The sequence below is a fragment of the Pseudomonas sp. LLC-1 genome, from assembly GCF_002992185.1.
Classification (GTDB): domain Bacteria; phylum Pseudomonadota; class Gammaproteobacteria; order Pseudomonadales; family Pseudomonadaceae; genus Aquipseudomonas; species Aquipseudomonas monteilii.
On record NZ_LUVY01000012.1, the window covers coordinates 116210 to 129803 of the forward strand.

The 13594-nt window shown below is 63.6% G+C and carries 12 protein-coding genes; all 12 read right to left on the bottom strand.

The features are described 5' to 3' along the window. Nucleotides 1–3 precede the first annotated feature (3 nt). On the bottom strand, nt 4–1536 hold the full coding sequence (gene nuoM, locus A0O30_RS11395) for an NADH-quinone oxidoreductase subunit M (protein WP_060497816.1): 1533 nt from the start codon (nt 1534–1536) through the stop codon (nt 4–6). A 40-nt stretch (nt 1537–1576) separates the two neighbouring features. Further along, nucleotides 1577–3430 carry an NADH-quinone oxidoreductase subunit L gene (nuoL, locus tag A0O30_RS11400; RefSeq protein ID WP_105946542.1) on the bottom strand — a complete coding sequence of 618 codons (1854 nt, stop codon included), beginning with the start codon at nt 3428–3430 and terminating at the stop codon, nt 1577–1579. Next, a complete protein-coding gene (gene nuoK, locus A0O30_RS11405) occupies nt 3427–3735 on the bottom strand; it encodes an NADH-quinone oxidoreductase subunit NuoK (RefSeq protein WP_003251446.1) in 309 nt (102 codons plus the stop codon). Before nuoK ends, nuoL begins: the two co-directional genes overlap by 4 nt. A gap of 3 nt (nt 3736–3738) precedes the next feature. Continuing rightward, complete coding sequence (nuoJ, locus tag A0O30_RS11410) at nt 3739–4239, bottom strand: NADH-quinone oxidoreductase subunit J (RefSeq protein ID WP_016711598.1); 501 nt, start codon at nt 4237–4239, stop codon at nt 3739–3741. 10 nt (nt 4240–4249) lie between these two features. Continuing rightward, nucleotides 4250–4798, bottom strand: a complete 549-nt coding sequence (gene nuoI, locus A0O30_RS11415; protein ID WP_003251442.1) for an NADH-quinone oxidoreductase subunit NuoI — start codon at nt 4796–4798, stop codon at nt 4250–4252. Between the two features lie 11 nt (nt 4799–4809). Beyond that, the gene (gene nuoH / locus A0O30_RS11420) at nt 4810–5817 is read right to left on the bottom strand and encodes an NADH-quinone oxidoreductase subunit NuoH (RefSeq protein WP_003251440.1); all 1008 of its coding nucleotides are present in this window, start codon (nt 5815–5817) and stop codon (nt 4810–4812) included. After that, nucleotides 5814–8528: an NADH-quinone oxidoreductase subunit NuoG gene (nuoG, locus tag A0O30_RS11425; protein WP_105946543.1), complete on the bottom strand. Its 2715-nt coding sequence runs from the start codon at nt 8526–8528 to the stop codon at nt 5814–5816. Before nuoG ends, nuoH begins: the two co-directional genes overlap by 4 nt. Nucleotides 8529–8662: 134 nt before the next feature. Then, nucleotides 8663–10024: an NADH-quinone oxidoreductase subunit NuoF gene (gene nuoF, locus A0O30_RS11430; RefSeq protein WP_105946544.1), complete on the bottom strand. Its 1362-nt coding sequence runs from the start codon at nt 10022–10024 to the stop codon at nt 8663–8665. Next, nucleotides 10021–10518, bottom strand: a complete 498-nt coding sequence (nuoE, locus tag A0O30_RS11435; protein ID WP_003251433.1) for an NADH-quinone oxidoreductase subunit NuoE — start codon at nt 10516–10518, stop codon at nt 10021–10023. The genes nuoF and nuoE overlap by 4 nt, the downstream gene beginning before the upstream one ends. A gap of 2 nt (nt 10519–10520) precedes the next feature. Beyond that, on the bottom strand, nt 10521–12302 hold the full coding sequence (gene nuoC, locus A0O30_RS11440) for an NADH-quinone oxidoreductase subunit C/D (RefSeq protein WP_012273293.1): 1782 nt from the start codon (nt 12300–12302) through the stop codon (nt 10521–10523). A gap of 79 nt (nt 12303–12381) precedes the next feature. Then, nucleotides 12382–13059: an NADH-quinone oxidoreductase subunit B family protein gene (locus A0O30_RS11445; protein WP_003251429.1), complete on the bottom strand. Its 678-nt coding sequence runs from the start codon at nt 13057–13059 to the stop codon at nt 12382–12384. A gap of 10 nt (nt 13060–13069) precedes the next feature. Then, the gene (locus tag A0O30_RS11450) at nt 13070–13483 is read right to left on the bottom strand and encodes an NADH-quinone oxidoreductase subunit A (RefSeq protein ID WP_003251427.1); all 414 of its coding nucleotides are present in this window, start codon (nt 13481–13483) and stop codon (nt 13070–13072) included. Between the last annotated feature and the right edge of the window lie 111 nt (nt 13484–13594).

Consider the following 13594-nt stretch of genomic DNA (forward strand, 5'->3'; position numbering starts at 1 on the left):
CTCTTACCGGGCCGAAGCGAGTTGAGTGAAAGCGGAACCGAGCCACTGCTGCACACCACTCATGGTGGCGGCAGAGGTGTCGAGGAACGGCTGCGGATACACGCCCAGCAGGATCAGCAACACCGCCAGGCCCAGCACCATGACCAGCTCGCGACCGTCCATGCCGGCCAGCACGGTATCGCTCTTGGCCGGGCCGAAGTAGGCGCGGTGGATCATGATCAGCGAGTACACCGAACCGAAGACCAGGCCGGTGGTGGCGATCACGGTGATCCACGGCACATGCACGAAGCTGCCGATCAGGATCAGGAACTCGCCGACGAAGTTGCCGGTACCTGGCAGGCCCAGCGATGCCGCCGCGAAGAACAGGCTGATGGCGGGCAGGTAGGCGATGCGGTGCCACAGGCCGCCCATCTGGCGCATGTCACGGGTGTGCAGGCGCTCGTACAGCTGGCCGGACAGGATGAACAGTGCGGCGGCCGACAGGCCGTGGGCCAGCATCTGGATTACCGCGCCTTGCAGGGCCTGCTGGCTACCGGAGTAGATGCCGATCAGCACGAAGCCCATGTGCGAGACGCTGGAGAAGGCGATCAGGCGCTTGATGTCGGTTTGTGCGAAGGCCAGGAAGGCACCGTAGAAGATACCGATCAGGCCCAGGGTCATGGCGATGGGCGCGAACTCGGCCGAGGCGTTCGGGAACAGCGGCAGTGCAAAGCGCAGCAGGCCGTAGGCCGCAGTCTTCAGCAAGATACCCGCCAGGTCCACGGAGCCTGCGGTCGGTGCCTGGGCGTGAGCGTCAGGTAGCCAGGAGTGGAACGGCACCACTGGCAGCTTCACCGCGAAGGCGATGAAGAAGCCCAGCATCAGCACGTACTCGACACCGGCTGGCAGCTCGGCCTTGAGCAGGTCGCTGTAGTTGAAGGTGAGCACGCCGGTGGTGTTGTAGTTGACCAGCACCAGGCCCAGGATCGCCACCAGCATGATCAGGCCGCTGGCCTGGGTGAAGATGAAGAACTTGGTCGCCGCGTAGATCCGGGTTTTCTTGCCGTCTGCCGAGCTGTGACCCCAGAGCGCGATGAGGAAGTACATCGGCACCAGCATCATTTCCCAGAAGAAGAAGAACAGGAACAGGTCCAGGGCCAGGAACACACCGACCACGCCGCCGAGAATCCACATCAGGTTGAGGTGGAAGAAGCCGACGTGGCGCTGGATTTCTTTCCAGGAACACAGTACCGACAGCACACCGAGCAGGCCGGTGAGCAGGATCATCAGCAGCGACAGGCCGTCGAGGGCCAGGTGGATGCTGATGCCGAAGCGCTGGATCCACTGGATTTTGTATTCCACGGCCCAGGCAGGCTCGGCGCCCGGAGCGGGGGCGAGGGTGTAGTCGCCGGTGCCCCACAGCCACAGGCCGATGCCGAGCAGCAGGGACATGGTCAGCAGCGCGATCCAGCGCGGCAGGGTGGCGCCGAAGCGCTCACCCAGCCAGCACAGGAAGCCGCCGATGAAGGGGATCAGGATCAGCCAAGGCAAAATCATGACGGGTTGGTTTCCTTTGGCAAAGTCGCAAGATTCATAGTCATACCGCAGCCACTACCACAGCGCCGAGCACCAGCACGGCACCCACGGCGATAGAGGCGGTGTACCAGCGCAGTTGGCCTGTCTCGGTCTTGCTCATGGCGACGTGGCCGCCACGCGCCATGCGAGGGATCAGGCCGATGCTGCGGTCAACCGGGTCCTTGCGCAGGATGTGGCTGATCAGCAGGTACGGTTTGACGAAGAGCTTGTCGTAGATCCAGTCGAAGCCCCAGGCGGCGAACCACCAGGCCGACAGGACGCGGCCGATGCCGCTGTTGGCAACTGCGCTGACGAAGGTGCGCTTGCCCAGGAACAGCAGGGCCGACAGCAGGATACCGGCGATGGCGATGGCACCCGAGGTGATCTCCAGCGCGTGCTTGGCTTCGCCACCGGCATGGCCGGCGCTTTGAGGCAGCACGCCTGCCAGCGGCGGGTGAATCAAGGCACCGACGGCGGTCGACAGCACGATCAGCACGCCCAGTGGCAGCCAGTGGCTGATGCCGTGGCCGGCGTGGGCTTCGGTCTTGGCTTCGCCGTGGAAGGCGATGAAGATCAGGCGGAAGGTGTACAGCGAGGTCATGAACGCACCCACCAGGCCGGCGTACAGCAGGCCGGTGTTGCCGCTGGCGAAGGCTTCCCAGAGGATCTCGTCCTTGGAGTAGAAGCCCACGGTCACGATCGGCAGTGCAGCCAGAGCAGCGCCACCGACCACGAAGCTGGCGTAGGCCAGCGGCAGTTTTTTCCACAGGCCGCCCATCTTGAAGATGTTCTGCTCGTGGTGGCAGGCAACGATCACCGCACCGGAGGCAAGGAACAGCAGGGCCTTGAAGAAGGCGTGGGTCATCAGGTGGAAGATCGCCGCGTCCCAGGCACCGACGCCCAGGGCCAGGAACATGTAGCCGATCTGGCTCATGGTCGAGTAGGCGAGGATACGCTTGATGTCGGTCTGTACCAGCGCGGCGAAGCCGGCCAGCACCAGGGTCACACCGCCGACAACGCCTACCAGGTGCAGGATGTCCGGCGCCAGCAGGAACAGGCCATTGGTGCGGGCGATCAGGTAGACGCCTGCGGTCACCATGGTCGCGGCGTGGATCAGTGCCGAAACCGGGGTCGGGCCTGCCATCGCGTCGGCCAGCCAGGTCTGCAGTGGCAGCTGGGCCGATTTACCGACCGCACCACCCAGCAGCATCAGGGTTGCCAGCACCATCCAGGTGTCGCCCGCCTGGAACTTCTGCGGTGCCAGCACCAGCAGTTCCTGCACGTTCAGGGTACCCAGCTGGGCGAACAGGATGAACAGGCCGATGGCCATGAACACGTCGCCGATACGGGTGACGATGAAGGCCTTGAGTGCCGCGTTACCGTTGTTGCGGTTGCTGTAGTAGAAACCGATCAACAGGTACGAGCACAGGCCCACGCCTTCCCAGCCGAAGTAGATGAACAGCAGGTTATCGCCCAGGATCAGGAACAGCATGCTGGCGATGAACAGGTTGGTGTACGAGAAGAAGCGCGAGTAGCCGGCTTCGCCACGCATGTACCAGGACGCGAACAGGTGGATCAGGAAGCCCACGCCAGTGACCACGCCCAGCATGGTGACCGACAGGCCGTCCAGGTACAGGGTGAAGTTCGGCGCAAAGCCGTCTACCGACATCCACTGCCACAGCAGCTGGCTGTACGCGCCGCCTTCAGGCGGGGCGACGTTGAATTGCCAGATGACATAGGCGGCGGTGGCGGCCGAAAGGCCCACCGAGCCAACGCCGATCAGGGCGGACAGGTTCTCCGAGAACCGCCCGCGCGAGAACGACAGCAGCAGGAAGCCGACGAGGGGGAAGACGAAAGTCAGGAAGAGAAGGTTCATCCGCGCATCTCACTGGCAGCATCGATGTCGAGAGTGTGGAAGCGGCGATACAGCTGCAGCAGGATGGCCAGGCCAATACTGGCCTCGGCGGCTGCCAGGCTGATCACCAGAATGAACATCACCTGGCCGTCGGGCTGGACCCAACGGGCACCGGCGACGACGAACGCCAGGGCAGAGGCGTTCATCATGACTTCCAGGCTCATGAGTACGAAGAGGATGTTGCGGCGGACCATCAGGCCAACCAGACCTAAGCAGAACAGGATGCCGGCGACTGCCAGACCGTGCTCGAGAGGGATAGCACCCATGATTTACTCCTTCGCCTCGTTGCGGCCCAGGTGGAAGGCGGTGACGGCTGCAGCCAGCAGCAGCATCGACGCCAGTTCGACCACCAGCAGGTAAGGGCCGAACAGGCTGATACCCACTGCTTTCGGGCCCACGGTGGTACCGCTGATGCCAGCACCGCTCGGGGTGACGAACAGCACGTACAGCAGTTCTGCCAGCAGCAGGGCGCCGAGGATCACTGGCCCGACCCAGATGCCGGGCTTGAGCCAGCCCCGTTCCTGGGCGACCGAAGCCGGCCCCAGGTTGAGCATCATCACCACGAACACGAACAGCACCATGATGGCGCCGGCGTAGGCGATCACTTCCAGGGCGCCGGCGAACGGCGCACCCAGGGAGAAGAAGATCATGGCCACGGAAATCAGCGAAATGATCAGGTAAAGCAAGGCGTGCACGGGGTTGGTACCGGTCACCACCCGAAGGGTGGAGACCACGGCGATCCCGGATGCGAAGTAGAAAGCGAATTCCATCTTTCTGTCCTTATGGGAGCAAGCTCTTCACGTTGATCGGCTCGGCTTCGTTCTGCGCAGAGCCTTTCGGCTTGCCAGCGATGGCCATACCCGCAACACGGTAGAAGTTGTAGTCAGGGTTCTTGCCGGGGCCGGAGATCAGCAGATCTTCTTTCTCGTACACCAGGTCCTGACGCTTGAACTCGGCCATTTCGAAATCCGGCGTCAGCTGGATCGCGGTGGTCGGGCACGCTTCTTCACACAGGCCGCAGAAAATGCAACGCGAGAAGTTGATGCGGAAGAATTCCGGGTACCAACGGCCGTCCTCGGTCTCGGCTTTCTGCAGCGAGATGCAGCCAACCGGGCAGGCCACCGCGCAGAGGTTGCACGCTACGCAGCGCTCCTCGCCATCGGGGTCGCGGGTGAGGACGATGCGGCCGCGGTAGCGCGGCGGCAGGTACACGGGTTCTTCGGGGTATTGCAGGGTGTCGCGCTTGCGGAACCCGTGGGAGAACACCATGGCCAGGCTGCGCAGCTGTGTGCCGGTGCCCTTAACGATGTCGCCGATATACTTGAACATGGGTCAAATCCTCACTGGGCCGCGACGGCTGGCGTGTTGTAGAGCACGATCGCAGCGGTCACCAGCAAATTGATCAGGGTCAGCGGCAGGCAGAACTTCCAGCTGAAGTCCATCACTTGGTCATAGCGTGGGCGCGGGATCGAGGCGCGCAGCAGGATGAACAGCATGATGAAGAACGCGGTCTTCAGCGCGAACCACAGGAACGACAGTTGCGGCAGGATGCCGAACGGGCCGTGCCAGCCGCCGAAGAACAGGGTTACCAGCAGCGCCGAGATGAGGATGATGCCGATGTACTCACCGACGAAGAACATGCCCCATTTCATGCCGGCATACTCGATGTGGTAGCCGTCGGCCAGTTCCTGTTCTGCTTCTGGCTGGTCGAACGGGTGACGGTGGGTCACGGCGACGCCAGCGATGAAGAAGGTGCAGAAGCCGAAGAACTGCGGAATGATGAACCACAGGTTCTGGGCCTGGTATTCAACGATGTCGCGCATGTTGAACGAGCCCACCTGCACCACCACGCCCATCAGCGCCAGGCCCAGGAACACTTCGTACGACACGGTCTGTGCCGAAGCACGCAAGCTGCCCAGCAGGGCGTACTTGTTGTTCGACGACCAGCCGGCGAACAGCACCGCGTAGACCGACAGGCCGGCCATGGCGAAGAAGAACAGCAGGCCGATGTTCAGGTCAGCAACGCCCCAGGTCGGGGTGATCGGGATGACCACGAAGGCAATGAGCAGGGCGCTCATGGCCACGACCGGTGCCAGGGTGAAGATGACGCGGTCGACGAACGGTGGGTTCCAGTCTTCCTTGAAGAACATCTTCAGCATGTCGGCTGCGATCTGGAACATGCCGAACGGGCCTACGCGGTTCGGGCCGTAACGGTCCTGCCACCAGCCCAGCAGGCGGCGCTCGACGAAGCTGAGCAGCGCGCCGCAGACCACCACCGCCAGCAGGACCACGATGGCCCGCAGCACGGTGAGGATCACGTCGATTACTTCGGGGGTGAACCAGCTCATTGTGCTGCCTCCTGCAGACCTTCGACGGATGCACCGAAGATGGCAGGCGGAATGCCGGCCAGGCCTTTCGGCAACGCGACCAGGCCTGCGCCCAGCTCTTCATTGATGCGCAGCGGCAGGCGCAGGGCCACACCGGCCACGTTCAGGCTCAGCAGGGCACCGTCGTTGACGCCCAGGCGGTCGGCTTCGGACTTGGCCAGGGCCACGTAGGCAGCCGGGATGCGTTCTTGTACCGGGGCGGCGCGCGAGGAGCTTTCTTCGCTGCCGAACAGGTGGAAGAACGGCACGGCGGTCCAGGTGCCACGGGCCGGGTTGAAGGCACCCGGAATGGCGTTGAACCAGTTCAGGCGGTCGCCTTGCGACTCGATCAGGCGCACGCCCGGGTCACCGGCACGCAGGTGGCCACCGACCTCATCCTGAAACTTGTTCCAGGCTTGTGGCGAGTTCCAGCCCGGCGACCAGGCGAACGGCACCTGCTGGCGCGGTTCGGCGGAGCCCGAGTAGCCTTCCATGGAGAAGGCGAACGCGGTGTCCTTGTCTTGCGGGGTGCGCGGTTCGTGCACGCTGATGTTGGCGCGCATGGCGGTGCGGCCAGAGTAGCGCAGCGGCTCACGGGCCAGCTTCATGCCCTTGATGCGGAACGCGGCGCTTGGGGCGGCGTTGACGATGCCGGCCAGTTGCGGGGCGGCTTCGGCGCAGGCGCTGGTGACGTGGTCCAGCTGGGTCCAGTCGACCGGCTTGTTCAGCAGGGTGGCACGCAGGGCGTGCATCCAGCGCCAGCCTTCGTGGATCTGGATGCTGCTGTCCAGGTATTGCGGGTCGAACACCTGGAAGAAGCGCTGGGCACGGCCCTCCTGGCTGACCAGGGTGCCGTCGCCTTCGGCGAACGAGGCAGCCGGCAGCACCAGGTGGGCGCGGTCGACCGTCGGGGTTTTCGAGTGGTCGGCAACGATCACCACCTTGGCCGCAGCCAGGGCTGCATCGACCTTGGCGGCCGGTACGCGGGCGTACAGGTCGTTTTCCAGCACGACAATGGCGTCGGCCTTGCCACTGATGACCGCGTCCAGCGCAGCATCGACGGACTCGCCACCGAGCATGGCCAGGCCGATGCTGTTGGCTTCAGGCACCACCAGGCTCAGCGAGCCGTTCTTCTCGCGCAGCTTCAGGGCCTTGGCGATGTTGGCGGCCGCTTCGATCAGCGCCGGGTCGGCCAGGGAAGTGCCGGCGACCACCAGTGGGCGCTTGGCAGCGACCAGGGCGTCGGCGATGCGCTGGGCCAGGGCCTTGGCTTCGTCGTCCAGGCCGGCAACGGCAGGTGCGCTAGGGTCGATGGCGTGGGCCACGGCGAAACCGATGCGGGCCAGGTCGGCCGGGGCTGCGTGTACGCACTCTTCGGCAACGTCGTCCAGCTTGGTTTCAGCCAGGGAGGCGATGAACAGCGGGTACAGCGCGTGCTGGCCAATGTTCTTCACGGCGGCGTCGAGCCACGGCTGCACCTTCATGGCTTCGGCCATGGCCTCGGCCTTGCCTTTGGTGGCCTGGCGCACGGCCAGGGCAACGCGGGCAGCGGTCTGGGTCAGGTCTTCGCCGAGCACGAACACAGCGTCGTGGTCTTCGATGTCGCGCAGGGTCGGCACTGGCAGCGGGCTGTTGTTCAGCACGTTCAGGGCCAGGCGCACACGGGCCAGTTCGCCTGCTTCCATACCGGCGTAGAAGTAGTCGGCGCCGACCAGTTCACGCAGGCCGTAGTTGCTTTCCAGGCTGGCGCGTGGCGAGCCGATACCGACGATGGTGCGCCCGCGCAGCAGGTCGGCGGCCTTGTCCAGGGCGGCGTCCAGGCCCAACTTGGTGCCATCGGCCAGATGTGGCTGGCGTGGGCGGTCCTTGCGGTTGACGTAGCCATAGCCGAAGCGGCCACGGTCGCACAGGAAGTACTGGTTGACCGAACCGTTGAAGCGGTTCTCGATACGGCGCAGTTCGCCGTAGCGCTCACCCGGGCTGATGTTGCAGCCGCTGGAGCAGCCGTGGCAGATGCTCGGGGCGAACTGCATGTCCCACTTGCGGTTGTAGCGCTCGGAGTGGGTCTTGTCGGTGAACACGCCGGTCGGGCAGACCTCGGTCAGGTTGCCGGAGAACTCGCTTTCCAGCACGCCGTCTTCGACGCGGCCGAAGTACACGTTGTCGTGGGCGCCGTATACGCCCAGGTCGGTACCACCGGCGTAGTCTTTGTAGTAGCGCACGCAGCGGTAGCAGGCGATGCAGCGGTTCATCTCATGGGCGATGAACGGGCCGAGGTCCTGGTTCTGGTGAGTACGCTTGGTGAAACGGTAGCGGCGCTCGTTGTGGCCGGTCATTACCGTCATGTCCTGCAGGTGGCAGTGACCGCCTTCCTCGCACACCGGGCAGTCGTGCGGGTGGTTGGTCATCAGCCATTCGACGACGCTGGCGCGAAACGCCTTGGACTCGTCATCGTCGATGGAGATCCAGGTGCCGTCGGAGGCAGGGGTCATGCAGGACATTACGATACGACCACGGGTGTCGTTCTCGTCGGTGTACTGCTTGACCGCGCACTGCCGGCAGGCGCCAACGCTACCAAGCGCCGGGTGCCAGCAGAAATAAGGGATGTCGAGGCCGAGTGACAGACACGCCTGTAACAGGTTGTCTGCACCGTTGACTTCGAGCGCTTTGCCGTCTACGTGGATAGTGGCCATTGTTCAAAGTTCTTCGTTGGCCCGCGTGAGCGGGCGTGGCTAATGGAAATCGGTGAGCTTGCGGCACGCCTCGATGGACTCGGGCCTGTCGGCAAGCTGGCGAGTGGCACGGACCACCCGCCTTAATCGTCTTGTTATGCGCCGACCACGATCGGCTTCGCCAGGTTCGGGCGCAGGGTGCCAGCGCTTTCAGGCGCCACACCGGCCTCGAACTCCGAGCGGAAGTACTTGATGGCACTGCCCAGCGGCTCGACGGCACCGGGTGCGTGAGCACAGAAGGTGCGGCCTGGGCCGAGGAAGTTGACCAGCCCCAGCAGCGTCTCGATGTCTTCGGCGCGGCCCTGGCCTTTCTCCAGTGCGCGCAGCATCTTCACGCTCCACGGCAGGCCGTCACGGCAGGGGGTGCACCAGCCGCACGATTCGCGGGCGAAGAACTCTTCCATGTTGCGCAGCAGCGACACCATGTTGATGCTGTCGTCCACCGCCATGGCCAGGCCGGTACCCATACGGGTGCCGACCTTGGCGATGCCGCCGGCGTACATCTGCGCATCGAGGTGCTCGGGCAGCAGGAAGCCAGTACCGGCGCCGCCTGGCTGCCAGCACTTGAGCTTGAAGCCGTCACGCATGCCGCCGGCGTAGTCTTCGAACAGCTCGCGGGCGGTGACGCCGAACGGCAGTTCCCACAGGCCCGGGTTTTTCACCTTGCCGGAGAAGCCCATCAGCTTGGTGCCGTGGTCTTCGCTGCCTTCACGGGCCAGCGACTTGTACCAGTCGTTGCCGTTGGCGACGATGGCCGGCACGTTGCACAGGGTTTCGACGTTGTTCACACAAGTCGGCTTGCCCCACACGCCCACGGCGGCAGGGAAGGGCGGCTTGGAGCGCGGGTTGGCGCGGCGGCCTTCCAGCGAGTTGATCAGCGCGGTTTCTTCGCCGCAGATGTAGCGGCCGGCACCGGTGTGCACGAACAGCTCGAAGTCGAAGCCGCTGCCCAGGATGTTCTTGCCCAGCAGGCCTGCGGCCTTGGCTTCATCGATGGCGCGGTTGAGGTTTTTCGCTGCGGTGGTGTATTCGCCACGCAGGAAGATGTAGCCACGGTAGGCCTTCAGGGCGCGGGCGCTGATCAGCATGCCCTCGACCAGCAGATGGGGCTGTTGCTCCATCAGCATGCGGTCCTTCCAGGTGTTCGGCTCCATTTCGTCCGCGTTGCACAGCAGGTAGCGGATGTTCATGGATTCGTCTTTGGGCATCAGGCCCCACTTCACGCCAGTGGGGAAGCCTGCACCACCACGGCCCTTGAGGCCGGAGTCCTTGACGCTTTGCACGATGTCGTCAGCCGACATCTGCGCCAGCGCCTTGCGCGCCGCAGCGTAGCCGTTCTTGGACTCGTACTCGGCCAGCCATACCGGCTCGCCGTCGTCACGCAGGCGCCAGGTCAGCGGGTGGGTTTCGGCGGTACGCGCAATGCGGTTGGCCGGGCCGAAGGAAGTAATGGTCATACGTAACCCTCCAGCAGTTTGGAGACGCCAGCAGGCTGTACGTCGCCAAAGGTGTCGTCGTCGATCATCAGCGCCGGGGCCTTGTCGCAGTTGCCCAGGCAGCACACCGGCAGCAGGGTGAAGCGGCCGTCGGCGGTGGTCTGGCCAAGGCCGATGCCCAGCTCGCTCTGGATCTGGCTGACGACCGATTCATGGCCGCCGATGTAGCAGACCATGCTGTCGCACACGCGGATGATGTGGCGGCCGACCGGCTGACGGAAGATCTGGCTGTAGAAGGTGGCGACACCCTCGACGTCGCTGGCAGGGATGCCCAGCACTTCGCCGATGGCGTGGATGGCGCCGTCCGGCACCCAGCCACGTTCCTTCTGGACGATCTTCAGGGCTTCGATGGACGCCGCGCGCGGGTCCTCGTAGTGATGCATTTCGTGCTCGATGGCCGAGCGCTCGGTTTCGCTCAGGGCGAAACGGTCTGTCTGGATAAGCGTGCTGTTCATGCTTAGCGGTCCACGTCAGCCATAACGAAGTCGATACTGCCCAGGTACGCAATGAGGTCGGCGACCATGCTGCCTTTGATCACCGAAGGGATCTGCTGCAGGTGCGGGTAGCTCGGCGTACGAATCCGGGTGCGGTAGCTCATGGTGCCGCCATCGCTCGTCAGGTAGTAACTGTTGATGCCCTTGGTCGCCTCGATCATCTGGAACGACTCGTTGGCCGGCATGACCGGGCCCCACGAGACTTGCAGGAAGTGCGTGATGAGGGTTTCGATGTGCTGCAGGGTGCGCTCTTTCGGCGGCGGCGTGGTCAGCGGGTGATCCGCCTTGTACGGGCCTTCCGGCATGTTGCGCAGGCACTGGTCGATGATGCGGATACTCTGGCGCATCTCCTCGACACGGACCATGCAGCGATCGTAGGCATCGCCGTTGTGGGCCAGCGGTACTTCGAACTCGAAGTTCTCGTAGCCGGAGTAAGGGCGGGCTTTACGCAGGTCGAAGTCGCAACCGGTGGAACGCAGGCCGGCACCGGTGGTACCCCACTCCAGGGCTTCCTTGGTGTTGTACGCGGCAACGCCAATGGTACGGCCCTTGAGGATGCTGTTCTGCAGGGCAGCCTTGGTGTATTCGTCGAGGCGCTTGGGCAGCCATTCGACGAAGTCCTTGACCAGCTTGTCCCAGCCGCGCGGCAGGTCGTGGGCGACGCCACCGATGCGGTACCAGGCCGGGTGCAGGCGGAAGCCGGTGATCGCTTCGATCACGGTGTAGGCGCGCTGGCGGTCGGTGAAGGTGAAGAACACCGGGGTCATGGCGCCCACGTCCTGGATGTAGGTACCCAGGAACAGCAGGTGGCTGGTGATGCGGAAGAACTCGGCGAGCATGATGCGAATCACGTCGACTTTCTGCGGCACCTTGATACCGGCCAGCTTCTCTACGGCGAGCACGTACGGCAGGTTGTTCATCACCCCGCCGAGGTAGTCGATACGGTCGGTGTAGGGGATGAAGCTGTGCCAGGACTGGCGCTCGGCCATTTTTTCGGCACCACGGTGGTGGTAGCCGATGTCCGGTACGCAGTCGACGATCTCTTCACCGTCCAGCTGCAGGACGATACGGAAGGCACCGTGCGCCGAAGGGTGGTTGGGGCCGAGGTTGAGGAACATGTAGTCCTCGTTGGCGCCCTGACGCTTCATGCCCCAGGCTTCCGGGTTGAAGCGCGCCGATTCCTCTTCAAGCTGCTGCTTGGCGAGGGTCAGGCTGTAGGGGTCGAACTCGGTGGCACGGGCCGGGTAGTCCTTGCGCAGCGGGTGGCCTTCCCAGGTGGGCGGCATCATGATGCGGCTCAGGTGCGGGTGGCCGGCAAAGTCGATGCCGAACATGTCCCAGACTTCACGCTCGTACCAGTTGGCGTTTGGCCAGATACCGGTCACGGTCGGCAGGTTCAGGTCGCCTTCGCTGAGCGACACCTTGATCATCACGTCGCTGTTACGCTCGACCGACAGCAGGTGGTAGAACACGCTGAAGTCGGCTGCTGGCAGGCCACGGCGCTGGGTGCGCAGGCGTTCGTCGACGCCGTGCAGGTCGTACAGCATGCTGTACGGCTTGGCCACGCCACGCAGGAAGCTGAGCACCTCTTTGAGCTGGGCGCGCTTGACCCACAGCACGGGCATGCCGGTGCGGGTTTCCTGGGCGACAAATGCTTCGGCGCCAAAACGGTTGTTCAGTTCGACGACCACATCCTGGTCGTCAGCCTTGTAAGGCGGAATGAAAATAGCGTTGTCCGCTGTCATGGTCTCGGTCGCTTTGGGTCAACGTTAAGAATGAAGCCAGGCCGCCGGCTCCTTCGGGAGCGGGCGGCAGGTCGCTGGATCAGACTTCGTCGGGGCTGCGCAGGTTGGTTACTGCAATGCGCTGCTCACGACGCAGGTCTTTCTGGGCTGGCATCTCGGCACGGTAAATACCTTGATCACCAACAACCCAGGAAAGCGGGCGTCGTTCTTGGCCGATCGACTCCTGCAACAGCATCAAGCCTTGCAGGAAAGCCTCAGGGCGTGGCGGGCAGCCAGGCACATAGACGTCCACGGGGAGGAACTTGTCGACCCCCTGAACGACCGAGTAAATGTCGTACATGCCACCGGAGTTGGCGCACGACCCCATGGAGATGACCCACTTGGGCTCGAGCATCTGCTCGTACAGGCGCTGGATGATCGGCGCCATTTTGACGAAGCAGGTACCGGCGATGACCATGAAGTCGGCCTGACGCGGCGAGGCCCGGATGACTTCGGCGCCGAAGCGGGCGATGTCGTGGGGTGCCGTAAAGGCCGTGGTCATTTCCACGTAGCAGCAGGACAGGCCGAAGTTGTACGGCCAGAGGGAGTTCTTGCGACCCCAGTTGACCGCACCACGCAGCACATCTTCAAGCTTGCCCATGAAGATGTTCTTGTGGACCTGGTCCTCTAGCAGTTGGTCGGTGACGGTTTCCCGTTCACCTACCGGGTACTGCTCGTTAGGCGCATCCGGATCGATTCTGGTGAGATTGTATTGCATTGCCAAAGCCTCATTGTTTCAGCTTCGCTTGCCGCTTGCGGCGACCTTCGGGAGCCCAATCAAGAGCACCGACGCGCCATAGGTAGACAAGACCTGCCAACAGAATTGCTATGAAAACGAGAGCTTCGACGAACCCGGTCCAGCCGCTTTCGCGGACGGACACAGACCATGCAAAGAGAAAGAGGGCTTCAATATCGAAGATCACGAACAGCATCGCGACCAGATAGAATTTGGCGGACAGGCGCAGGCGGGCGCTGCCGACGGGCAGCATGCCGGATTCGAAGGGTTCGTTCTTGGCGCGGCCCCAGGCCTTGCTACCGAGCAGGCTGGACAGGCCGAGCATGAAGGCACACAGGCCGACGACACCCAGGAGGAAGATGGCAAAGCCCCAGTTGTGGGCGATGAGTCCTGCCGAATCGGACATGCTAGAGATCCTTATACAGAGACCCAGCTCTGCAGTCTGAAATAAGTAAAGCGGCGACGTGGTGTCGCAGGTGCAGTGACCAAATGTCGCAGCTGAATCAATCGCGCTGAT